Here is a 24,596-nt window from a genome sequence, read left to right on the forward strand (position 1 = left end):
ACAACTTTTTTCGTCGCTACTTTTTTTGCAACTTTTTTCGTCGCTACTTTTTTTGCAACTTTTTTCTTTGCTACTTTCTTAGCAACTTTTTTCTTTGCTACTTTCTTAGCAACTTTTTTCTTCGCTACTTTTTTAGTTGCTTTTTTCTTTGCTACTTTCTTAGCAACTTTTTTCTTTGCTACTTTTTTAGTTGCTTTTTTCTTTGCTACTTTTTTAGTTGCTTTTTTCTTCGCTACTTTCTTAGTAACTTTCTTCTTTGCTACTTTTTTAGTTGCTTTTTTCTTTGCTACTTTCTTAGCAACTTTCTTCTTTGCAGTAGATTTTGCTGTTTTCTTCTTCGTTACTGTCTTCTTTTTCGTGGCCTTTTTCTTTGCCATGAAAACCTCCTGGATAGGAAGAGCACTCAATAAAAATTAAGCGTCAATTCCACTAATATTGGTAAACAAAATATTTAATTTGATCAGAAAAATTATAACAGGCCATTATTTCATTGTCAGGCAAAAATATGAGTGAAAAAGGTCCTCTTCTCAGTTGCCGGAGGACACTTTATTCGCTATTTTTAGGGGCTATGATTTCTCTTGCCGGTCTCAATGACAAACAACGCGAAGCGGCTGAAACCATTGAAGGCCCCGTTCTTATTTTAGCGGGTGCTGGCAGTGGTAAAACCCGAACGCTTACCTATAGAATCGCCCATATGGTCGACAATTTAGGCATACCTCCAAAAAACATTTTGGCGGTTAGTTTTACAAATAAGGCAGCAAAAGAAATGAGAGAGAGAGTCCAGGCCCTCCTCTCGAAACGTCAGACCAAAGGAATGACTCTTGCGACATTTCACTCTCTAGGACTAAAGATTCTAAAAAAAGAGATTGAGAAGCTTGGTTATCACAAAAACTTTTCTATCTATGACACAAGTGACCAGTTAGCAATTTTACGCGATGCTCTTAAGCACTATAATGCTGATAAGAGTTTTAAAAGAGAAGATCTACTTTCAAAAATAGGTAATCTTAAAAACGCAGGAATTACGGCTGACGATTACGCCGATAGCAGTTTCTTCGATGATGAAGACCCCTATTGTCATGCAACTCTCTATTGCTATGAATACTATCAAGACAAATTGAAATTCTATAATGCAATCGATTTCGATGACATTCTTCTTTTAACTGTGCGACTCTTTGATGAAAATCCAGACATTGCAAAAGAATACTCTGAGCAATTTCAATATATCATGATCGATGAATACCAAGATACCAACACCCTTCAGTTTAATCTGGTCCTTCATCTTACATGCACTCATAACAACCTTTGTGTGGTTGGCGACGATGATCAGGCGATTTATTCTTTTAGAGGTGCCGATATTACCAACATCCTTTCTTTTGAAAAGAACTTCCAGGGTGCAAAAGTGGTTAAACTAGAGCAAAACTACCGCTCTATTTCTCCAATTTTACAACTGGCAAACAGAGTTATCAAAGAAAATAAAAATAGAAGAGATAAATCTCTTTGGAGTGAATGGAAAAGTGATTTCAAACCACTTTTATGGAAGATGGCCGACACAGATCACGAAGCAGCAGTTGTCGTTGAGGAAATCGTAAAGCACCAATCCAAAGGTGGTCACCTTGGAGATATTGCGATTCTTTATCGTTCAAATACACAGGTTCAACCCTTCGAAGATGAACTTAGACTCTCGCAAGTACCTTATACGATTGTTGGTGGTCAAAAACTCTACGAGAAAAAAGAAGTTAAAGACCTAATGGCCTATCTCTTTGTGATTCTTAATCCCAAAGATCAAATGTCTCTTAGAAGAATTCTCAACGTTCCCAATAGAGGAATTGGAAATAGAACTCTCGAGAAGTTTTTAGAGAAAATGGAACAAGAAGAAATCACACTCTACGAGGCCCTTAGAAGATTTCCTGATGTTGACCCCAACAGAAAGCAATATATTAAAGACTTCACTGATTTAATTGATGAGTTTAAAGAGACTTTTAAACGTCATTCTCTCTCAGAGTCTATTTCACTTCTCGTTGAGAAGTTACATTACTTCGAATATATCGCTAAGAATTATGATTCTTTGAAACAGATTGATCGAAGAAAAAATGATGTGAACCAATTTATTGAATCCGCAGCACGCTTTAGTGAAAAGCAGGCAGAAAAGGCCGATTTAAAAATGTTTGTTGAGCGACTTCTCTTACAAGATTCTCAAGATAAAAGAGATGAAGAAGATGAAGATGACGATGTCAGAAAGAATGAAGTTACTTTGATGACACTTCACTCATCAAAAGGCCTCGAGTTTAATACCGTCTTTCTCGTTGGGATGGAAGAAGAACTTCTCCCGCACAAGAAAACCGTTAAACAAGGCGAAGATGTTTCAGAAGAGAGAAGACTCTGTTATGTAGGAATTACAAGAGCTCAAAAAAAGCTCTATATGACCTACTGTAAAGAGCGAAAGCTCTATGGAGCCAAGACTCCTCGCTACCCATCGCGCTTTATTTTCGAATTAGACAAAGAGGATCTTCTCCAGATTCAAGATAGAACAAATTTTGGTCATATGAGTAAAGACGAGGCCGAAGAATACAAGAGTGATTTCTTTAAAGGCCTGATGAACCTATTGGATGAATAAAAGACCAGGGGTTGGACTCTTGATCATCATCAATAATCACTTGATCTCCCCCTCCCAAGCTCTCTTCGTGGCGATAAAGCCTTGAGTGGAATTTAAGTCGATCATTTTTTTTATTTAAAACTCGATAATCCGTATTCAAGTTCATTTCATCATAAAATTCATAGCTTCCTTGTTCAAGGTCAAAAGTAAGTGACATCGATGACTTGGAATTTTGATTGTAAAGACTCTCCCTAACAGGAATCTCTAGAGAATTCATCATCGTCAAAACTTTTGAGTGAAGATCAATTGCAGAGCGCTCTTGGCCACCTAGAACAAGGGAAAAATCAACGCGATCAAGTAAGCGTGCTAAATGAGAAATTTCCTTTTCAAGATCAACTGAAGCATCAAGATGAGCAAGGACAGCTTCTTTTCTAGTAGTATCATAAAGAAAAAGCGCCACACAGGTACTAAGTCCATAAGTCTGTATTTTCTTATGTTTTATATGCGAAGTATGAATATACTCTCTTTGAAAAACCTCTGGTTCAATCCCTAAGTCACGAGAATAAGAGAAGTAACTGAGGCAAAAGATAAATAGAACTAGCACTAATTTCATGAGTCCAATATACCATGAACTAAAAAATTGAGCTTTTCAATTGTAAGGATTACTAAGTCTTAAGTGTGGATTTAAAAGAAAAGAAGGCCATCCTTGGCCTCCACCTATTCATCATGAATAAGGAAAATAGGCTGCCTAATCCCTGGCATTGATATCATCCGTGAGTTTTTTAGATTCTCTTGTACCGTAAACTAAAGTCAGCGAGTGAGAATACACAAATGGAATTAAATTCAAGGTCACATCAATAACGTCTCTTGAAAGCAAGGCCTTTTCTACGACCAAATTCTGACAAGCCACTTCGTTACCATCAAAGACACTAGAAAACAGCAATTCTCTTTGTCCATTAAAAGAGAGAAATCTCTTTGAAAGGACTCTAGGAGAATCAACTTTTCCAAATTTTATATTTTCACACTTTCCGACTTTCACATGAACTTCAGAAGCACATGAAACCAAAAACAAAGTGAGCGCAATAGATAAAAACTTATTCATGCTTAAATACCTTAGAAAGATAATTCACTTCGTTGGTCATTCACTCCATAGGCCTTGACTTCATACTGAGCAGGCATAATTAGTCCAAAGCTCAAATACAAAAGGGCCTTATCGAGGGCCGAATGAGAGAGAGTCAAGTTAACTGACCTTCCTCGCTCTAAACCTGTTTTCCTTAGTTCATTTTTAACTGAAACAACTTGTTTGGCGGGAGTCATTCCCCAAAGATATGTCTCTATTCTTCCTCTAGAACGACTTACTTTCGTTACTCTGTCGTTACCAGATTGGTTAAAACTCTGCGCTTCACTCAAGTCAAAAGTCATGCTTGAACATGAAACAAGGAGCAAACATAGAAGGTAGAGAGGTCTCACTGAACATCCATGTAAAATATTGTTTTCATTAAAATTTTTACGGTTAGACGACACTCTGTCAACAAAGATTAGAAAGTAATTTTTAAAAAAAACTAACATTTCAAAAGGGAGCTTTTGACACTCCCTTTTGTATAGAATTTAAAGTTATTTTTTGAATGACTCTAGGGCCTGTAGATGATCGTCACTTCTTTGAGCGATGCCTTGATACATTGAAAGAACCTCTAAATGAGAAGAGAGATCTTGTTTCATGGCCATTTTCATCGCCCTTTTAGTTAATTCAATTGCTGATATAGAAAGACTAGAAACATGAATAGCAAGTTCACGTGTTTTACTCTCTAAGTCCTCAGAAGAAACGAGACGAGTGAGAAGCCCCATTTGCTTTGCTTGCTCTCCCACATAGAGATCACCAGTTAGTATCATTTCCATTGCCTTAGAATAGCCGACGACTCTTTGAAGAAAGAATGTGCCACCATCACCAGGCACAAGACCAAGCTTAGCAAAAGTTTCTCCAAAGCGAGACTTCTCTGAACCAATTCGAAGATCACACATACAAGCGAGATCACAACCAGCACCAATTGCCGCTCCATTAACCATTGCAATCAAAGGCTTTTGAAATCTCTCCATCGCCAGGGGAATTCTTTGAATAAACTTCTTATAATTCTTCCCAAGCTCCAAAGGTTCACCGGCGAACATTCCACTTTGCTCCAGCATGGCCTTAACATCGCCTCCAGCGCAAAAGTGCTTTCCTTCACCCTTTAAAATAACAACAGAAATAGACTGATCATTTTCTGCTTTTTCTAAAACCAACTCTAAAGAGTCGATCATATCACTTGTAATAGCGTTACTCATTTTAGAGTTATCAAGACTTAACCATAAAAGGTTATCTTCTTTAACAACTTTTAAATCTTTAAGATCTGAATACGTACTCATAGATACTCCTCTATGATTTTCTACCAAGGTAGGCATTATAAAACTTTGAACTCGAGTGCTTTTTTAAAGAACTTAAAATATAAGTACTCGCCTCTGTTAAAAGCTCCATATCAACCCCAGTAGAAACGCCCATTGAATGAAGTAAATTGATAACATCCTCTGTAGCAACATTTCCAGTGGCCCCTTTAGCATAAGGGCATCCCCCAAGGCCTGCCGAAGAAGAGTCAAAGGCCTTAATTCCATATTCAAGGGAAGTTAAAATATTGGCCAAGGCCGTTCCACTTGTATCGTGAAAGTGCATAGCGAAGAGAGAGATATCAAACTCTCTATCGAGCTCGCTAATTACGTTTTTAACGAGAACCGGGTGACCAACTCCGATGGTATCGCCTAACGAAATTTCATAACAGCCAGCTTTTTCTAGAAAGTGAGAAACTTTGAAAAGGTTTTCTAAGCTCGTCTCACCTTCATAAGGACAGCCAAAAACAGTCGAAATATAACCGCGGACTTTAAGTCCTTCACTTTTTGCCTTATCAATAACTGGAGCTAAGCGAGTGAGAGACTCATCGACAGAGGCATTGATATTCTTCATATTAAAAGTATCACTTGTGGCCGTAAAAACAGCAATTTCACCAACACCACACTCCAAGGCCAGGTCTAATCCTTTTAAGTTAGGAACTAAACAAGGAGTTGAAATCGAAGAGTCTAGAGAAAGCGACTGTACTCCTTCGTACAATGCTTTTGCATCTCCCATCTGGGGAATCTTATCAGCACGAACAAAGCTAGTTGCTTCGATCGTTTTAAGCCCCGTTTTTGAGAGTAAACGAATATATTCAAGCTTCGTCTGAGTATCTAGGACCGTTTTTTCATTTTGAAGTCCATCGCGCGGACCAACCTCAATGATCTTCACTTCACTTGGAAGATGATTTAGCATTAGGCCTCCTTTTCTGGAAGAGAGCTTAACTCAACTAGTTGAGCACCAGCTTCGACCAGCTGACCTTCATTAAAAAAGAGCTTTAATACAGTACCATCATGAGATGCCTTAATAGCATGTTCCATTTTCATGGCCTCCATTATAAGTAGTGTATCACCCTTTTTAACTTCATCTCCAACTTTAACATTTACTTTAAAAATACTGCCAGGCATTGGGGCATTCATTTCACTATCCTGATCTTGATTACCTTTTCGCCTCGACATATTAACATTGGATAGAGAAATCTCTGCTCCAGCAACAAGTGCTCGTTGCCCATCAAAGAAGATTCTCTGATTTTGAGCTTCTTTCTCTAAAACCATTTCATTTGTATGCTGGGATTTCAAATTAACGTTATATTCTTTCCCATTAAAAACAAAGTTTACATGATGAGCACTTCTATCTTTAATAAGGACTTCTTCTTTATTTCCATTAACTATAATTGATTTTCTCATCACTCACCTATACGTTTCTAAATCCAAAACTTGATTGCCAAACACTTTGTCCCGACTGGGCAGGTTTTTGCTTTCTTTCATTGATAAGAAAGGCCGCAATGGCCATTGCAATCTGATGCTCGGTCTCATCTTTTTTCAATAATTTATCTTTAAAGGTTTCAACAAAGTGGGTGTAAGTAATCCCTTTAGCAAATTCTTCTGTAGATAAAATTCTTTTTAAGTAATCTCTATTTGTTTTTACTCCAAGAAAAGGAATATCATCCAGAGAATTAAGAATCTTCTCTGTCGCACTTTCTCTGCTTTCTCCCCATGCAATGAGTTTAGCAAGCATAGGATCAAAATTAACTGTGACTTCATTTCCATCTACATAACCAGAGTCCAAACGTACTCCGTTTAAAAGTGGGTAACCGACGCAGCTGATTTTTCCCGTTGCAGGAAGAAAATTATTGTCTGGATCTTCAGAATAGAGACGTACTTCGATAGCATGCCCCTTTTGTTGAATCTCACTTTGTTTCATCTCGATACGCTGTCCACTTGCAGCGATAATCTGCATGCGAACAAGATCAACTCCAGTCACCATTTCAGTGACAGGATGCTCAACCTGAAGTCTTGTATTCATCTCAAGAAAGTAGAATCGACCATCATCATCGAGGATATATTCAATCGTTCCAGCTCCGAGGTAATCAATACCACTTGATATGGCCACGGCACTCTCAGTGATTTCTTTTCTAAGTTCATCACTTAGTGCAACAGATGGAGTTTCTTCAACAATTTTTTGGTGCCTTCTTTGAATCGAGCACTCTCTTTCAAAGAAATGAAGATGATTACCATGAGAGTCACTCATGACCTGAACTTCTATATGGCGTGGATTAGTAATGTATTTTTCTATAAGTACGGTATCATCACCAAAAGCATTTTTGGCTTCTCGCATAGCTGATTGAAGGCCCTCGAGAAATTCTTCTTCCTTCCAAACGACCCTCATTCCCTTTCCACCACCTCCGGCAGAGGCCTTGACAAGAACGGGAAATCCTATTTTTACTGCTTGTTCACGAAGGAAGTTCTCCTCTTGATTATCACCGTGGTAACCAGGAATAAGTGGAATTCCAAGTTCTTCCATTTTTTGCTTAGAAGTTTTCTTATCTCCCATAATCAGCATTGACTCAGATCGAGGTCCAATAAAAATAATTCCCTCACTAATCACACGATCAGCAAACGTTCCATTCTCAGAGAGAAAACCATAACCAGGGTGAATGGCATCGGCACCAGATTTTTTAGCAATATCGATGATCTTCGCCTGATTGAGATACGTCTCACTCAAGGCCCCTTCACCTAAACAATAAGACTCATCACCCATATAGCTATGAGGATAAGACTTTTCTTTTTCAGTGTAGATCGTGACTGTTTTAATGCCCATTTCTTTAGCTGTCTTAATAACTCGAAGAGCAATTTCACCACGGTTCGCAATTAAAATTTTCTTTATTTCTCTCACGATTAAACTCCCTCTAACCAATTTGGTTTACGCTTTGTAAGAAGGGCATCCATCCCCTCTTGACCTTCTTCGCTCGTTCTTTGTTTAGCAATCGTTTTACACGTGTAATCAATGACTGATTCAAATTGATTATCTAGTACTTTAGCATCAACATTTTGAATGAGCTGTTTGCAAACCTGTTGTGCCCCAGGTGCGGCCATAAGAAATTTTGATACGACTTGTTCAACGTCTTTTTCGAAATATCGTTCAAGAGACACTTGATGAACAAGCTCCATTTCCATCGCTTTTTCAGGACCAAACTTCTCACCAGTTAAAAAGTAAGCTCTTGCCTTAGAGTGGCCAATTTTGGCCATAACATAAGGAGAAATAACAGCGGGAACTAATCCTAAAAGAACTTCGGTAAAGCCAATCTTTGCACCTTCTTTAGCGATGACATAGTCACATACGGCTACAAGACCGGTTCCTCCACCGAGGGCATGACCATTAACTTTTCCAATGACTGGTTTTGTAACACTATTGATGACTTCAAAGAGTCGAGAAAGCTTACGTGAATCTTCATAGTTTTCACTATCAGAATAGTCTTTCATCTTTTTCATCCAATTAAGATCTGCACCAGCACAAAATGAGCGACCAGCACCAGTTAGGACAATAAGACGTACCTTTTCATTTTTTTCGAGTTCAAGAAACTCGTTTGTTAACCCAACAATAAGTTCATCGTTGAAGGCATTGTGTAGTTCTGGTCGATTAAGAGTAACCGTGGCCACTCCTCTCGAATCGATATCTAATAAATATAAATCACTCATTATCTTCTCCTTACATTCTAAAAACGCCAAATTTCGACTCTTTAATCTCTTCATTTAAAGAGGCTGAAATGGCGAGTCCAAGAATTTCTCTCGTATGAGCAGGATCAATGATCCCATCATCCCAAAGTCTTGCTGTAGAATAGTAAGCAGAACCTTCTCGTTCATATTTTTCTAGAATTGGTTTTTGAAATTCCTTTACTTCCTCATCACTCATAGCTCCTTTAGAAGCTGCTTGCTTAACAGTCGTAAGTACTCCTGCTGCTTGCTCGCCGCCCATAACGGAGATACGAGCATTCGGCCACATCCATAGAAAACGAGGAGAATAAGCGCGTCCACACATTCCATAGTTTCCAGCACCAAATGAACCACCAATGATCACAGTAAACTTTGGAACATCAACAGTTGAGACGGCCGTAACCATCTTTGCCCCGTGCTTAGCAATCCCTTCTGATTCATATTTTTTACCAACCATGAAACCAGTAATATTTTGCAAGAAAACAAGTGGGATTTTCCTTTGGCCACATAGCTCAATAAAGTGAGCACCTTTGACGGCCGATTCAGAAAAGAGAATACCATTATTGGCGACGATTCCGACTTGTTGTCCGTGAATTTTGGCAAAGGCACAAACAAGAGTTGTCCCGTAGCGTTCTTTGAATTCATGAAACTCAGAACCATCGACCAAACGAGCAATAATCTCACGAATATCAAAAGGCTTTTTAGAATCTTTATTTACAATTCCATAAAGCTCTTCTCTATCGTAGAGAGGCTCTTTAATTTCACTAATATCTTTTTGCCCAAGAATTTTCCCCGGGCTTTTATAATTGAGATTCTCAACAATATTTCTCGTGATGATCAGTGCTTCACCTTCGTCTTCAGCAAAGTGGTCAGCAACACCACTATCACTTGTATGAACTTTAGCGCCTCCGAGCTCTTCTGCTGTAACTTCTTCACCTGTTGCGGCCTTAACAAGAGGAGGTCCCCCTAAGAAAATGGTTCCATTTCCTTTTACAATGACCGATTCATCGGCCATGGCCGGAACATACGCTCCTCCAGCAGTACAGGAACCTAGTACCACAGCAATTTGTGGAATTCCCATCGAAGACATTTGTGCTTGATTATAAAAGATTCTTCCAAAGTGATCGCGATCAGGAAAAACTTCATCTTGCATCGGAAGAAAGGCTCCTCCAGAGTCAACAAGATAAATACATGGTAGACGATTTTCGCGAGCAATTTCTTGTGCGCGTAAGTGTTTTTTAACAGTCATTGGAAAGTATGTTCCACCTTTAACAGTGGCATCGTTAGCTACGAACATACATTCAATTCCGTGAACTCTTCCCACACCACAGACAACACCAGCAGCAGGAACGTCAGTTCCATACATCCCATTGGCGGCCAGAGCACTAAGTTCAATAAATGGAGAGCCTTCATCTAAGATGCGCTCAATCCTTTCGCGAGCAAGGAATTTGCCACGCGAATGATGACGATCAACATACTTTTGACCACCACATTCTTTAACTTTAGATAATCTTTCTTTTAATTCGCTTCTCAACGAAAGATGAAACTCTTGGTTCTCTTTGAAAACTTCTGAATTAACATCTATTTGTGAATGGTAAACATCCATAGATTCCCCAGTGTAAGCGTTGTGTTAAGCCCGAGTATTTTAATTGGTTTATTTAAAATCGACAAGACATGGGCGGTCACTAACACAAGTTGTTAGGGAACTAAGATGATGAAATTAGATGAATTCTAGAAAGAGAAGGTCATAAATGGACTTATGTCCTTCCCTTAGATCGTGAAATTAGGGTTTCTTAGCCTGGGAGAATGCGTCAACATAACTCTGACACACCGATCCAAGTCCGTTAGCAAATTCTGTCCCAAAGCTAACTTTTGAACGTCTCGCTTGTAAGTAATAAAAGAAAAAGTCACGGGCCAAAAGGTTTACCATTTCATTTTGATCCCATTTTACGAAGACATCGAATTTCTTTTTAAGCTTCTGATTTCCATGATTGAGATGACTAAGAGCTAAAATTAAAGGACGCTCCAGATATTGCTCTTGTGAAAGTGCAGTGAATCTCTTTTGGATTTGGCACTGATTAAAATAGGCCTTTGTAAAACTTTCTTTAGAGCTGGAAGGAAGGTTTCTAAGCATTCCAGCAATTGCAGCTTCAATGACAATAGAGTTATTAAGATTAGAAATATGATCAATTGGATTAAAGTGCAAAACGACATGATGACCATAAAAGCTTGCAACAGGAGCGTTTGCCGAAGGCCACCAAACCATGTGTATATTGATATTTGGTTTTTTAACTCCCAAAAACTTCGCAATATCTTTTAAAACGCGGTTGACTTTATCTTTTGAAAAATTCTTTTTCAATAATTTCACCTTTGACTTAAAGGCGATGGATTCTTTGTACCACTCTTTAATATTTTCTTTGAAATACTTAATGGTTTCGGCGAGAAAGAGAATATCATCCTTCTTTAGCTTTGGACTTAATTTTCTTAAAGCTTCATCAACAGATTCAGATGTATAAAAGGCCTCAGAAATAATATCGAGAGGAACATCGAGTTCAGAAAACATTGAAGTTTCGCTAGAGGGAGACTTTTGTTTAAAACGCAATCGAAAGGAACGATAGAGTTGCAGTTTTTCAATATCGCGATCACTAAGTCCAAATTTTTTCTGCCAGGCTACGCGATATTCGCGTTTAGAGGCAGGAAACCACTCAGAGAGATTATCTAAGATAGTAAAAACATCAGCAGCTTCAGTGTGGGAGAAAAATTCACTTTTTCTAGCATGACTTGAGAAGCTGAGCAGACAGACAACAATAACCAACCACTTCATAAAATCCCTTTGTTACTGATTAGCTTCGTCAATTTGACGATTCATTTCATCTAATCGGTAGATTTTACGAGATTTTTTAGGGGCCGCAATTGTCTTTTTCTTTCTTTCAGAAGCAATCGCCCTCTCTTTATCTTTAACGAGAACTTTCTTAAATAATGGTTTACCATCTTTTATAACAACTTTCCCATCTTCTCCAAGAATTGGCTCGTACTTATAGAAAACACCTTTTTCAACTTCTTGAAAAACCGGCTCTCCTTTAGAATTCAAAAGAGCTTGAAAGAGATCGCCATCTTGACCAATGACAATGGAATCTTTTCCAATATCAGAACGAGAAAATGAAAGAGCACTAGATTGTGTCTTTCCATTTGTGCTCGCTGATCTTGAAAAAGAGCTCTCACCAGAAGATGAAGCAGATGAATTTGCACTTGGTGCACTTAAGCTCGAGACGCCTGAAGACCCAGAAGAAGATGCGACAGATTCATTGATCACACCAGATCCTGGAGAGCTAGAAGCTCTTGAAACTCTAGAGCTATTTGATCGAGAAGGAGAAGTTCTACTAGAACCCACTTGTTTTGTTTGCTTATTTCCTTCACTAGAATCATCATCTGATGCAATCTCGCGAGACTTTGCCATCTTATCTTCTAATCTTTTAATTTGTGCTAAAAGGGAATCAACTCTCTCGTTGCCCTCGACACTAGGAGTAGACTCTTGAGTGGAATTTGCACTTTTTAACTGAGCTTTTAAATCCGCAATTTCTTGAGCTAAAGCATCTCGTCCATCATCTTGCCTCAGTGAATTATCCTCTTCTCTTGCACTAATGGCCTCTTTTTTGACCATTCCATCATAAAGAGGGACAAGGGACTGGTTTTGATAATTAGTATTTTGATAATCTGGAGTTGCCATTTTAGGGGCACTTGAGTTTTGTTCAGGTGTAACCTGTGCTTTCGTTGCTGCTGACAATTTTGTATTTTGAGGTTGAACGCTCCCGACCTGTACCAGCTCTGTGTCAGGATTTAGCAACCCATTTTTTCTCATATAACTATTAGAGTTGGATGTAATATTTTTCATTTTATCATCATCATAAATAAGATCAGAAACACTTAAAGGGTCTTTACCTCTTTCAAGAGCTTGAGAAAAAGCAACGCAGTAGTACTGAGCTGTTTTAATCCCCATTTCACCAGATGAATCAACATTGATTAAATCTTCAAGTCCAGTAAGCATTGGGTTTCCATCTTTATTATAAAAATCATCAATGGATATTTTATCAAATGTTTCAATTTCACCACAGACTCTAGAAAAGTCCTTTCCAATTTCACCACATGTACTAATTAATTCTTCAATTCCCTCATCTTCTTTAGAGAAGACATAATCAGAAAAACTCATCTCGCCAAGGTCTTGCTCAAGAATCATCTTTTCTAAGAATTCAGAAATTCCCTCATCTTCACTTCCCTCTACCATCTCTCTGTATTCTTTACCAATAATTGGACTTCTAAGGATATAGCTTGAAAGGGCCATTGCATGCTCATAATAAGGTAAATGTTCTTTTGTGATCGCTCCCATAGGGGCTGGTGTTGAATTATTTAAAAGCAAGTTTGCATCACGTTGCTTGCTAGTAAAATCCTCTCTGAGCCTTTCTTTTTCATAAGTATCAACTCTTTTAACGAAATCGATATTCGACATTTTTTCAAAGCCTTCATTTGAAAAGGCATTGAGAAGATGAACAGTCTCCTTCTCATTTTCAATAAATCTCAAAAGCTCTTTTTGGAGATCTTTTGGTTTTGATTTAACAATTTCTGCATACTCAGAGCTATCTTTTAATTTCTTCAGAGCTTGTTCAATATTACTATCGACGATTGTGAGAAGTGGTCGAGAAGCGTTTTCAAGTTCTTTTGTACTAATATCACTCATTTCACTAAAGGTCTTTAAAGGCTTACAAAGAGATCTCGAGTTTGAATTTCTATTACAATCTCTAGCAATTTCTTTTAAGGTATTACTCACATTATTAATCGTGCTTTTCTTACAACTACTCGCTTTCAATTTTCTTTTTGAAATACCTGGAAGACACCATTGAACTTCATTAGAACTTAGGAGCTTTTTTTTCTGCTCTTTTGTTCCATGCTCTAAATAGTAATGAATTTTTGTAAAAATTGAGACCTGCTTAGAAGTGGCACCTAAAAGGGTCTTCACTTGCATCATCGATCGTAATTTATGTGAAATATCATCAATTTCTTTTTTACCGATGGCCTTTTGATTCCCTTTTGAAACTTGACTTTGAATGCATGAGCAAACTTTCTCAGGAGTTGCATTTACTAAACACATTCCAGATTTTGAGACATCTTGAAATAATGAATTCACAGGCGCTTTTTTCGAAGATCCATTTTCACAATCAATAATGTCATCGTCCTTATAATTTTCTTCATCAAAATTGAAGGACCTTAGAGTTCCATCTTCATTTTTCTTTGTTTTAAGCTCTTCATTTACCTCAAGCGAGTTTTCACGAATTCTTTTTAAGTTTTTATCCTCATTAAGGAATGTATCATCGTTTGCAAAACACTTTAATTTTTGAGGAATAACACCTGAGCTTGAATAATCATTCTGACACTTTGTTGGATAAAGTAAGTTCATTTCAGAAGAAGTTATTGGGCTAACCTTTTTTGTAAAAAAACTAGCATTACTTGAAGATGGAGAAGAGGATGCAGAACCACTGAGCCCACCAACAGCATACACATGGGAGCTTAATAGTAAAAAAGATGAAATTAATAGGGTCTTAATTGTTTTTAAAATAACCGATCACCTAAGAAAAATTAATATTCCCTAGACTTTTCGACAGGTTTACCCAAATTCTTTAACTGAGAGTTGCTATAGCAATGTTTTTATTCGATCTAAATGACAAGAAATGGTCTTTTTAGCATATTTTATCAGCTCTTTTGGTAAATCAGCGTAAATAATCGCCAAAATTTCATCTTCACTCCTTCCTTCTAGGTAGAGTTCCTTAATGACTTTTTCACGTTGCTTTCTATGAGAGAGTGTTTGTTTTATTTTCCAAACACCACCAAGCCCTATGCCATGTGATGGAAAAATGACTTTTGGATTTAAAGAAATGACTTTTTCCATGCTTAAAAAATACTTAGTCATATCTCCTTCTTCATCCCCTACCACCACTGTTCCAATGGTTTGAATGAGATCACTGACTATGGCAAATCTCTTCTTTGAATCCATGATCATGAGCTGGCCTTCATCATGCCCAGGAACGGCTACAACATGAAGTTCCTCTCCTAACCACTCTCCTAGTTTCATTCCTTCAAAAGCTTCTTTCCAAGTGATTTCATCAAAGTAGTTAGCATTCCATCTTTTTTCAATTCGCTCTTTCGTATCTAAGCTTGAATAGATGGGAATATTAAACTCCTTTGCCAATAGGTTGGCCTTTTCAATATGGTCTCTATGGTGGTGAGTTAAAAAAATTGATCGCGGTTTAAATTGGGCCAGAAGTCTTTTTAATTTCCCATACTCATTTTCATCGCAGGGGGAAGGATCAACAATGATCGAATCCTCTTTGCCAATAACAAAACAATTAGTTCGACTTGCCGGAGGGAATGTATTAGATCTTGGGAAAAGAACAAAGAGATTTTTGAGGCTTTCTAAAATAGGTATCTCATTATCAAAGTCAATCTCTAAATGACCCAAGAACTCTGGTGAATTAATTTTATCCGTTAAAATTTTGATTGGGGGAATTGTAATAATTTCGCCTTGATCAAATAGCTTATAAAACTCTTTGTGACTAAGCCACAGCCCCTCTTTAATTTCACCATTAAAAATAAAATCAGGTCTCTTATTAACAACAACACGATAAAAATGAGTTTCAAAGCGATAGGGATTAAAGTCCGGCGTTATTGCAATGGCCCAAGGCTCGATAGATTCAACTATTGAATCATTTAAATTAAGGCCAAGTTCTTCGTGGATTTCTCTATAAAGGGCCTCTTTTAAGTTTTCGCCTCTATCAACTTTGCCTCCAACAAAAGAGAGATAACCTGGGAAAACAGATAACTTCTCACTTCTTTTAATATAAAAGAGTTGATCTTCAAATTGGATGGCAGCGACGACGGATTTTCTCATAGATCTATTATAACGATCTCAGCGATACATAACAATTGGAAATGAGATAACAAAAACGAGGGCTCAGCGCAGCATTATGACCCGTCGCTCTTTACGAGTCATGATTTGTAAGCAAGAATAGCCGCTCACCAAAACGACATAGATATTATTGATCATTTTATAATCTGGGAGACTTACGTGAGATCACAAATTAGTGAAAAGAACCCACTTGGGATTTTGGCCATTGACCACTTAGAGTTTACTTGTGAAACGCTCGAAACAGAAACGAAAGAGCTTTTCTACACTCTAGGTTTTTCTAAAACAGAAGAAAATAAAGACCTCAACACAGAATTATTTACTCAAGGACAAGTTCGTTTTCTAATGACTGCGAGCAAAGATGAAACATCACATCCTGCACGTTATTTTAAAGCGCACGGTGAAGGTGTTTCTAAAATGAGCTTCCTTGTGGAAGATTGTGAACATGCCATTAATGAAGCGAAAAAAAGAGGCGCTGAAGTTGTTGGTGAACTCGAGGTTAACGAATGCGAATTTGGTGTCTACAAAACAGCAACAATTCAAGGTTTTGGTGATGTTCTTAACGAATTTGTTGAAAGACCAAGACCTAACTTTCGTCCTCATTATGTAAAAGTAGAGACTGATCCAAAAGCAAGGCCACTCTCTTCTCGTGTCGCAAGAATTGACCACCTTACAAATAATGTACCTAAGGGTGAAATGACAAAGTGGGTAGAATTCTACAAGCGCGTTTACGGTTTTGAAGTAACGAGATACTTTGATATTAAAGGTGTAAAAACAGGACTCCAATCAGAAGTTGTTCAACTTCCAAATGGAGCAGTTATTATTCCTATCAACGAGCCAGAAGCAGAAGGTGGAAAATCCCAAATTCAAGAATTTCTAGACCTACATAAAGGAGCTGGAGTTCAGCATATCGCACTAACTTGTGGAGATATAATCTCAACAGTTGGAGATCTTAGAGAGAGAGGAATTAAATTTCTAGATATCCCTCACACTTACTATGAAGATATTCCTAAGCGCGACTTTGATGTAGAAGAAGATTTAGGAGTTCTAGAGGAAAGACAACTTCTTGTTGATGGAGACCCAGAAGGATACCTCATCCAAAACTTTACTGAGACTTATGTTGGTCCCCTCTTTTTTGAATTCATTCAAAGAAAAAACCACAATGGATTTGGAGAAGGAAACTTCCAAGCACTTTTTGATGCCATTGAAAGAGATCAAATGAAAAGAGGTTACTTAGAATAATCTTTCAAATACAAAGGGCCTATTTTAGGCCCTTTTCTTCTTTTATCCCCCCCACCCTTAAGGCATAATAAGAGAAAAACTAACAATGAGGATCATATGACTCGCGTTTTTCTTACCTATGCAAAAAGAACCCCAATTGGAAGAATTAATGGAGCGCTCTCTCACATGCGCCCAGATGATATGCTTGCTGCCCTTTTTTCAGACTTCAAAAAGAGCCACGACTTTGACATGAGCGAAATTGACGATGTGATTGTAGGTTGTGCCAATCAAGCCGGAGAAGATAATAGGAATATCGCAAGAATGAGCCTTGTTTTAGCAGGCTTTCCCTTTGAAGTTCCAGGTCTTACTGTCAATCGCCTCTGCGCTTCTTCACTTGATGCCCTCATTGATGGTTGGGGAAGAATTTCTCTTGGACTTAATCAAGCCGTCCTCATTGGTGGTGTTGAAAGTATGACTCGCGCTCCTTTTGTCATGAGTAAACCTTCAAGCTCTTTTGGCCGCGATTCAAAAATGTATGACTCTACTTTTGGATGGCGTTTTCCAAATGAAAAAATGAAAAAGCTCTTTCCTCTATGGAGTATGGGAGAAACAGCTGAAGAACTTGCTACGATACATAATATCACTCGTGAAAAACAAGATGAATTTGCGCTATCATCGCACCAAAAGGCCATAAGTGCGATAATGAGTGGTAAGTTTAACGACGAAATTTTACCGCTAGAAATTAAATTGAAAAAAGAAAGTCTCATCGTTAATCAAGATGAAGGACCGAGAGAAGATACAAACTTAGAAAAGTTATCAAAACTAAGGGCCGTCTTTAGAGAAAATGGTTCAGTTACTGCAGGGAATGCATCAAGCATGAACGATGGCGCCTCATGCCTATTTTTAGCTAGTGAGGATTTTATTAAACGCCACAACCTGAGTCCACTAGTTGAGTTAACAGGTGCGGGTATCAGAGGTGTTCATCCAAATACAATGGGAATTGGTCCAGTTGAAGCGACAAAAGTTCTCCTTAAAAAGTTTAATAAAAAGATAACTGACTTTGACTTCTTTGAAATTAATGAAGCTTTTAGTGCTCAAGTTTTAAGTTGTACAAAAGAGCTCGATATCGACGAGAAGAAAGTAAATCTACGAGGAGGAGCCATTGCTCTTGGTCACCCGCTTGGCTGCTCAGGAGCAAGAATAGTTACGACACTCACTCATATAATGAAAGATCATCCAAGCTTTAATGAGGCCCTTGCCACAATGTGTGTCGGTGTGGGACAAGGAGTATCTGTTAGCTTTAAAAGGTGTTAGTCGTGGAAAAGGAAACGAAATATATTGTCAGTGCATGTTTAGCAGGGCTTGAGTGTCGCTATGACTGTCAAAGTAAAGAAAGACAATTTGTTGTTGAGCTTGTTCAAAAGGGTCTTGCCACTCCAGTGTGCCCAGAGCAGCTTGGAGGACTTTCCACACCTCGAGACCCGGCTGAAATTGTTAATGGGAAAGTTCTTTCGATAAAAGGCAAAGACGTTACTTTTGAATATGAAAAAGGTGCAAGCGAGGCCTTAAAAATAGCCAAACTGACAGGAGCAACGAAAGCTCTCTTAAAAAGTAAATCTCCAATGTGCGGTCATGGTGAAATTTATGATGGAACCTACAGTGGCCAAACGATCAAAGGCGAAGGCGTCTTATCAACGCTTCTTTTAAAAAATAATATTGAAATTGAAAGTGTAGAATAAAAAAAGGCCCATCATTTGATGGGCCCTTCCTATCATAGCTATCTTACTGATTAACCGATAAGTTTTAGTGCAGCTTGTCCTTGAGAGTTAGACTGAGCTAGAACTGAAGTACCTGCGTTAGTTAGGATGTCTAACTTAGTTTTTCTCGCAGTTTCAGCAGCAAAGTCAGTATCTCTAATACGAGAGTTCGCAGCAGAGAGGTTCTCAGAACTAATCTGTAGGTTCTGGATTGTAGACGTTAGTCTGTTTTGCTTCGCACCTAGCTCCGCTCTTTGTCCAGATACCATTTGAATGGCCGTATCAATTGATTCTAAACCATTTTGAGCATCTTCTTTAGATCCTACTGAAAGTTCAGAAACACCTAGATTTCCAATTGATGCATTTAACTGCTGAGCATCAAACTTAATTCTATCTTGGAAATCATCATTGTTGATACCAATTTGAAAATCATAAGTATCACCTTGTCCATTAAGAAGCTTCTTACCGTTGAACTCAGTCACCTGAGAGATACGCTCCATTTCTTGCTTAAGGTTTTGATACTCAAGATTTGTAAACTTTCTTTCAGAATCACCTACTGTGTCTGAAGCTGATTGGATTGAAAGCTCTCTTAAACGAGTAAGAATGTTAGAAATCTCATTCAGACCACCTTCTGCAGTTTGAATCATTGAGATACCATCATTCGCGTTTCTTTCCGCTTGATTTGTTGATCTTACTTGTGCCTTCAATTTCTCAGAGATCGCAAGTCCTGCAGCATCGTCGGCCGACTTTACAATTCTTGTACCTGATGAAAGCTTCCCTAGAGTGTCTGCTTGTTTCGCGTTGTTGTTTCCTAACGTTCTTTGAGCAGATAGAGACGAGACGTTCGTGTTAATACGTAAACCCATTGAAATCCTCCTTGGTTCAACTCTCTCCTTACTGGAGATTAGTCCCTTACCATGCGGACCAATGAGCGTACTGCTCGTAATAGAAATGTCTTTTTTTGACTCAACCACCGTGGTTAAGTGTTACAAGACCTAATTCGGCGCTCACGCAAAAACCTTAAGAAAAAAAATATTTTTTTTTCAAACAATTACCCGACCTTACAGGTCCACTTTAATTTTATCTCTATGGCCCTTTTTCTTTAAGGATAGAGGTTAAAATAGACGATAAAGTGAGTATGAGTGCTAAAAAACCCCTCGTCTTTGTTCATCCTCTTTCTGAGTCATTAGAAAAGCTTAAAGAAGCTTTGACAGAAAGTGTTGATGATATGGGGATTGAAATTTTTGATGTTGATGAACTTATGGAAATCAACCAGCTGCTTCCAACTATTGGGCAGTCTGTTGTCCTATGTGCTCAACCAAAGAAATGTGCCCTCATGCTTCAGGCAAACAGAAAGTATATTCAAAAGCTTTCTTCAAAAGTTCTTCTTTTATCTAAGCAAAAACTACCAAGAAAAACGTTAGATAAATTTCAAAAAATTGGATTAACAGAAATGATCGAAGATCCTGTTAACCCAAAGACTCTCATGTTCAAAGTTAAGATGCAAGTAAACACGATTGTCGTTACAGAAAGCGATGAACAAGAGGAAGAAGAGAAAGTCTTTAAAAAAGAAGAAGATGAAGATCAAAAGCCTAAAGAAGCTCAAAGAGTAGAAAAAGGAATTCTCGCAGATGATTCAAATGAAGATGATGAAGATCTCTATGCTCGTAAAAAGAAAGAGAAGCAACTAGAGATTGAAAGTGACATCGAAGAAAAACCCAAAAAGAAAATGGGTCAAGAAGTTATCGAAGGTCACTGGAAATCGAAGAAAAAACAAGAAGAGCTCTCTCTTGACTATGAAGAAGATGAAAAGAAAAAGAAAAAGAATTACGAAGAAAATCACATTGAATCATACTACAAGGGAAAATCTAAAAAATCTGATGTAGAAATAGAGCTAGATGTAGAAGACAACAAGAAAAAGCAAACATCATCTTTTGAATATGATGATGACTATGAAATGAAACAAAGTGAGTCACTCTCTCTTGTTGGAGAAGATGATTATCAAAAGACAAAGAAGAGTGAGGAAATCACTCTTGATCTAGAAGATGGTTCAAAAAAAGAAATGCTCTCCATCGATGCGGATGAAGAGGCAAAAAAGAAAAAGAACACAGAACTGGACCTAGACGATGACTTTGACGATGAACTTGATCGTATAAGAAAAAGAGCACTTAATCTTGATCTCGATGATGATTCACCGGCCAGAGATCTCTATGAAGAAGTGGATGAGCAAAAAAAGAATCAAAAGAAAAATAACACACTAAATCTTGAAGAAGAAAACGAGAAAAATAAAGCAAAAAAGAAAGATGAACTAGACCTTATTGATGATAAGAAAAGATCATCAGAGCAGGATGAACTCAATCTAGAGGACAAAAAGAAAAAAGAGAAAGCACTCAACTTAGAAGAAGAATCTAAATCGAAGAAAAAAGAAGACAATGATCTCAACCTAGAAGACAGTGAAAAGAAAAGAAAAAAGAAAGATCAACAACTTGACTTAAGTGATGATACCTCTCGAAACAAAGAGACTGAGGTCCAAGAAGAAAGAAAAAGAAAAGAAAGAGAAAAAGAAGGTCTCTCACTTCAAGCAGATGATGAAAGAAAAGAAAAAGAAGAACACGAGCAGGAATTAGAGGATACGAAGAAAAGAGAAAAAGAAAATTCTCTTAACTTAGAAGATGATGATTCTAAAAACAAAGATAGAGACAAGCAAACTCATCTCGATTTAAATGACTCAAAAAATAAAGAACAGCATTCCAATGAAGCTGAAGAAAAAGAGTACGGTCAAGGTAAAGGCGAAAAGAAGCTCGATTTAGACGGTGATAAATCTGGAGCGGTCGATCTTCAAAAGACAGAAGAAGACCAGTTTAAAAAGAAAAAATCAAAGTCATCATATCTAGATATTGAAGAAGAAAAAAATCAAAGGGGCTCAACAAAAACTGAGCACATTAAAACATATTATGACTCTAGAAAAGGAGTCAAACATCAAGAATTTGACTGGGATCTTAAGAAAGATGAAAAAAATGAATCAGTCGAAATGGAAAGAAAAAAGAAGGGCGAAGTAGAGATCAACTTTAAAGAGAAAGTTGACCTTGGTGAGCAGACTATTGATTATTCAAAGATAAAAGAAGAGTTTGCCAATGTAACGATCTACGGTGATGGAAAGAAAAAGAAAAAACAAGGTCCGACTTATATTCCAGGAGAATCACTTGGAAAAACAAAGACCCAAAATTACTACCCTACTGATCTTTTAAATCAGCTTGATATTCCAATCCCTGCCCAAAACAAAGATCCACAAATGGAACAGCGAAGAATTTTCTATCCCGAGCCACGTGGAATAGAAGTGGCCATTGATATGCTCAATCTCTATTACGATCGAGCGACAAAGAAAGAAACTCTCTTTGAAATAGCTTCTCACTACTTACTCTCAAACTACGGAGCAATTTGTAGTTTCTTTTTAGTTAAAAAGGGCACAACAAAAGCTCAAGAAGTCTATTCTCTTTATAATGACGAGAAGTTTGGAATTAGTGAGCAAGAAAGTATTGAACGCTGGAAGAGAATGAAAAAAGAGAATCTCTCCCAATGGCAAGAAACGCGTATACCTTCTTGGCAAGATGACAAATTCCAAAGTAGCGATAACTTTTTTATCTTTCCCTATATAGAAGGTGTTGAACTCATGGGACTAGTAACCTGTGATTTCACGGAAGGTATTAGCGAAGAAGAATCAATGGTAGTCGAAACTGTTCTTGAAGGTATTAGAGGATTTATTCTCGATCATTATCATGGTGGAATGGAAAGACTTGTTGAATATGAATCACTTAAAGCAAAACGTGAAGAAAAAGAAAAGGCAAAAGAACAAGAGAAAAATACAAATCCTGTTTCGGCCATTAAATCTTTTTTCGGAAGATTCTTTAAAAGGACTGGTTGATGAAGGCCCCTGAAGAGTTTTTTTACATTGAAAAAGAACATTTAAAAGGAAGAAAGATTTTTCCTTTTCATATTTATTTATATAATCCAAATACAAATCAACACACACCTTTTCTCTATGCTAATAGCCCTCTCACTTCTAACAAAGAGTTCTTTCTGGATTACGCACTAGAAAGACATGGTGAAATAGCGATTGCAGACAATCAACAAAAGACTTTCTTTACAATAATGGAATTATCTAAAGAAGATATTCCCTCTCTTCAAGAACAGGAACTAGAAGAAATTGAAATAGAAAGAGAGAAAAGAATTCAAGCATTGATTGAAAAAAGAACTAATAATGAAGAGAGTATCTTTGATCTTAAAATTGGATTTAAAGAATGCGAAAAGAATGACAACTTTCTTCCAATGATTCTTGCGGCCCAAGAGGAAATAATGACCTTCGGTCTGCGCGTATCGGCCACAGTAAGCTTAGCCTCCTACTTAGCTGAAAAAATACTAAGTAGTGATAATATTACAAATAGAATAGTCGCCGTATCTTACTTTCTGGCGAAGAACTGCGATATAAAAGACGAAGAAAGCCTCTCTGATCTAATATGCGCCTCATTTTTTTGTCATTTAGGAATGACTCAGATGGATTTCTACTTAAATCACAAACCTCAAGTAGAACTAAATGATACAGAAAGAAAGAAGTTTAAAAAACATCCTGGCTACTCTCACCACTTCATTCTTAAAGCACAACTGGATATATCCGATAGATGTAAACATATCATCTTTCAACATCATGAGCGCTACGATGGCTCGGGATACCCCTCTATGCGCCAAGGAGATTATATTGACCAATTAGCTCTGATAATTGGAGCTATAGCTCACCTCTTTGAATACTCTCAAGGAAAGGTAGCCGGAACAAAAAAACCGTTAAGGTCAATTATTAAAAACCTTAAAAATAAAACACTTACCTCTGGACTCGAATTAGAGTTTGGCGATAAAATATTAGAAAATCTATCATTAATAATTAATACAGAAGATGAACAATCGAATCTAAATAATCGAGATAGTGAAAATATGGCCGCATAGCCAATTGATTTAGGAGAGAAAAAATGTCACTGAATGCTAACATGAAAATTCTTGTCGTCGATGATATGGCCACGATGAGAAAGATTATCAAAAACATGCTTGGTCAAATTGGATTTAAAAATATTCAAGAAGCCGATGATGGTGCAACAGCATGGCCAATGATTGAATCAGCAATTCAGGCCAATGAGCCATTTGAATTTATCGTTTCAGACTGGAACATGCCACAGATGACAGGACTAGAACTACTAAAGAAAGTGAGAGCTACAGAAACGACAAAGAAACTTCCTTTCCTTATGATTACAGCTGAAGCTGAACAAGGAAACGTTGTTATTGCAGTTAAGGCCGGAGTTAGTAACTTCATTGTCAAGCCTTTCTCTGCGCAAGTTCTTAAAGAAAAAATTGATAAGATTTTTAATTAGGAATAGCTGATGAGTTTAATTAATGACCCTTCTATGAGAGAGATTGTACTCGACTTTTGTGACGAGTCGCTCGAATTATTTGGTCAATTAGAAGAGCATCTAGAAGTTTTAGAAGATGATCCAACTAAAACTGAAAAACTAGAAGAATTCGGACAAGTTATTGATAGAGTTATGGGTGCAGCAAAATCAATTGGTGCAATGGAAATTGCAACATTTTGTGAGCTTGGTAAATTGATTGGTTACAAATCTAGTCAAACCAAAGAAGTTGCCCTTGTTGAAGTTGTTGTCGCTATTTTATTCGACTCAGTAGAGTTACTTAGAAAAATGGTTGATCAAATCAAAACTGGTAATGACAACGCTCTTGATAAATTAAACACACAGGCCTTTGTTACAAGATTAAATTGGTTATCAGATAAATTTAAAGATATTGAGCGTTCATCATGTGCAGTTGAGCCAGATCGTGAGAATCTGTCTCAATCTTCAATTGATGATCTCATGTCAAGTTTAGGATTATAAGACTGGAGTAAATA

21 protein-coding genes and 1 pseudogene are annotated in these 24,596 nt (G+C 37.5%); 8 read left to right on the forward strand and 14 right to left on the reverse strand.

All coding sequences use genetic code 11. The annotated features are described in order from the left end of the window. Positions 1-74: 74 nt before the first annotated feature. A pseudogene (locus HBN50_RS09460) lies at positions 75-155 on the reverse strand (histone protein); the annotation flags it as partial. A gap of 413 nt (positions 156-568) precedes the next feature. On the opposite strand from HBN50_RS09460, the gene HBN50_RS09465 reads away from it, so the two are divergent. Further along, positions 569-2,614: an ATP-dependent helicase gene (locus HBN50_RS09465; protein WP_273869475.1), complete on the forward strand. Its 2,046-nt coding sequence runs from the start codon at positions 569-571 to the stop codon at positions 2,612-2,614. Here HBN50_RS09465 and HBN50_RS09470 read toward each other — a convergent pair. From HBN50_RS09470 to HBN50_RS09525, 12 genes are all read right to left on the reverse strand, one after another. Further along, positions 2,583-3,206: a hypothetical protein gene (locus HBN50_RS09470; RefSeq protein WP_273869477.1), complete on the reverse strand. Its 624-nt coding sequence runs from the start codon at positions 3,204-3,206 to the stop codon at positions 2,583-2,585. The two genes, HBN50_RS09465 and HBN50_RS09470, sit on opposite strands and share 32 nt — an antisense overlap. A gap of 135 nt (positions 3,207-3,341) precedes the next feature. Further along, complete coding sequence (locus HBN50_RS09475) at positions 3,342-3,695, reverse strand: hypothetical protein (RefSeq protein ID WP_273869479.1); 354 nt, start codon at positions 3,693-3,695, stop codon at positions 3,342-3,344. A gap of 11 nt (positions 3,696-3,706) precedes the next feature. After that, positions 3,707-4,063 (reverse strand): hypothetical protein, encoded by a 357-nt coding sequence (locus tag HBN50_RS09480; protein ID WP_273869481.1) that lies wholly within the window; start codon positions 4,061-4,063, stop codon positions 3,707-3,709. Between the two features lie 144 nt (positions 4,064-4,207). Beyond that, positions 4,208-4,993: an enoyl-CoA hydratase-related protein gene (locus HBN50_RS09485; RefSeq protein ID WP_273869483.1), complete on the reverse strand. Its 786-nt coding sequence runs from the start codon at positions 4,991-4,993 to the stop codon at positions 4,208-4,210. A 10-nt stretch (positions 4,994-5,003) separates the two neighbouring features. Beyond that, positions 5,004-5,924, reverse strand: a complete 921-nt coding sequence (locus tag HBN50_RS09490) for a hydroxymethylglutaryl-CoA lyase (protein ID WP_273869484.1) — start codon at positions 5,922-5,924, stop codon at positions 5,004-5,006. After that, positions 5,924-6,415, reverse strand: a complete 492-nt coding sequence (locus tag HBN50_RS09495) for a biotin/lipoyl-containing protein (RefSeq protein ID WP_273869486.1) — start codon at positions 6,413-6,415, stop codon at positions 5,924-5,926. Before HBN50_RS09495 ends, HBN50_RS09490 begins: the two co-directional genes overlap by 1 nt. Before the next feature lie 7 nt (positions 6,416-6,422). Next, positions 6,423-7,904, reverse strand: coding sequence for an acetyl-CoA carboxylase biotin carboxylase subunit (locus tag HBN50_RS09500; protein ID WP_273869488.1), 1,482 nt, complete (start codon positions 7,902-7,904; stop codon positions 6,423-6,425). 2 nt (positions 7,905-7,906) lie between these two features. Beyond that, entirely contained in the window at positions 7,907-8,707 is an 801-nt protein-coding gene (locus HBN50_RS09505) for an enoyl-CoA hydratase-related protein (protein WP_273869490.1), read from the reverse strand. Between the two features lie 10 nt (positions 8,708-8,717). Then, complete coding sequence (locus HBN50_RS09510; RefSeq protein WP_273869492.1) at positions 8,718-10,328, reverse strand: carboxyl transferase domain-containing protein; 1,611 nt, start codon at positions 10,326-10,328, stop codon at positions 8,718-8,720. 177 nt (positions 10,329-10,505) lie between these two features. Further along, positions 10,506-11,546 (reverse strand): hypothetical protein, encoded by a 1,041-nt coding sequence (locus HBN50_RS09515; RefSeq protein ID WP_273869493.1) that lies wholly within the window; start codon positions 11,544-11,546, stop codon positions 10,506-10,508. A 12-nt stretch (positions 11,547-11,558) separates the two neighbouring features. Next, positions 11,559-14,273, reverse strand: a complete 2,715-nt coding sequence (locus HBN50_RS09520; protein ID WP_273869494.1) for a hypothetical protein — start codon at positions 14,271-14,273, stop codon at positions 11,559-11,561. 132 nt (positions 14,274-14,405) lie between these two features. Further along, on the reverse strand, positions 14,406-15,659 hold the full coding sequence (locus HBN50_RS09525) for an MBL fold metallo-hydrolase (protein WP_273869495.1): 1,254 nt from the start codon (positions 15,657-15,659) through the stop codon (positions 14,406-14,408). A gap of 177 nt (positions 15,660-15,836) precedes the next feature. On the opposite strand from HBN50_RS09525, the gene hppD reads away from it, so the two are divergent. The 3 genes from hppD to HBN50_RS09540 all read left to right on the forward strand — a co-directional run bounded on the left by hppD (position 15,837) and on the right by HBN50_RS09540 (position 18,634). After that, positions 15,837-16,916, forward strand: a complete 1,080-nt coding sequence (gene hppD, locus HBN50_RS09530; protein WP_273869496.1) for a 4-hydroxyphenylpyruvate dioxygenase — start codon at positions 15,837-15,839, stop codon at positions 16,914-16,916. 96 nt (positions 16,917-17,012) lie between these two features. Then, positions 17,013-18,209, forward strand: coding sequence for a thiolase family protein (locus HBN50_RS09535; RefSeq protein WP_273869497.1), 1,197 nt, complete (start codon positions 17,013-17,015; stop codon positions 18,207-18,209). 2 nt (positions 18,210-18,211) lie between these two features. Continuing rightward, the gene (locus HBN50_RS09540) at positions 18,212-18,634 is read left to right on the forward strand and encodes a DUF523 domain-containing protein (protein WP_273869498.1); all 423 of its coding nucleotides are present in this window, start codon (positions 18,212-18,214) and stop codon (positions 18,632-18,634) included. A gap of 50 nt (positions 18,635-18,684) precedes the next feature. On the opposite strand, the gene HBN50_RS09545 is transcribed toward HBN50_RS09540, so the two are convergent. Next, positions 18,685-19,518 carry a flagellin N-terminal helical domain-containing protein gene (locus tag HBN50_RS09545; RefSeq protein ID WP_273869499.1) on the reverse strand — a complete coding sequence of 278 codons (834 nt, stop codon included), beginning with the start codon at positions 19,516-19,518 and terminating at the stop codon, positions 18,685-18,687. Between the two features lie 272 nt (positions 19,519-19,790). Here HBN50_RS09545 and HBN50_RS09550 point away from each other — a divergent pair, with 272 nt between their 5' ends. Genes HBN50_RS09550 through HBN50_RS09565 form a run of 4 tightly spaced genes read left to right on the forward strand, consistent with a single transcriptional unit; the run spans position 19,791 to position 24,582 of the window. Beyond that, complete coding sequence (locus tag HBN50_RS09550) at positions 19,791-22,574, forward strand: hypothetical protein (RefSeq protein ID WP_273869500.1); 2,784 nt, start codon at positions 19,791-19,793, stop codon at positions 22,572-22,574. Then, positions 22,574-23,647 carry an HD-GYP domain-containing protein gene (locus tag HBN50_RS09555; RefSeq protein ID WP_273869501.1) on the forward strand — a complete coding sequence of 358 codons (1,074 nt, stop codon included), beginning with the start codon at positions 22,574-22,576 and terminating at the stop codon, positions 23,645-23,647. The genes HBN50_RS09550 and HBN50_RS09555 overlap by 1 nt, the downstream gene beginning before the upstream one ends. A gap of 23 nt (positions 23,648-23,670) precedes the next feature. After that, entirely contained in the window at positions 23,671-24,066 is a 396-nt protein-coding gene (locus tag HBN50_RS09560) for a response regulator (RefSeq protein ID WP_273869502.1), read from the forward strand. A gap of 9 nt (positions 24,067-24,075) precedes the next feature. Beyond that, entirely contained in the window at positions 24,076-24,582 is a 507-nt protein-coding gene (locus HBN50_RS09565; RefSeq protein ID WP_273869503.1) for an Hpt domain-containing protein, read from the forward strand. Positions 24,583-24,596: the final 14 nt, after the last annotated feature.

This window comes from Halobacteriovorax sp. GB3 (assembly GCF_028649655.1).
In the GTDB taxonomy this organism is placed as follows: domain Bacteria; phylum Bdellovibrionota; class Bacteriovoracia; order Bacteriovoracales; family Bacteriovoracaceae; genus BSW11-IV.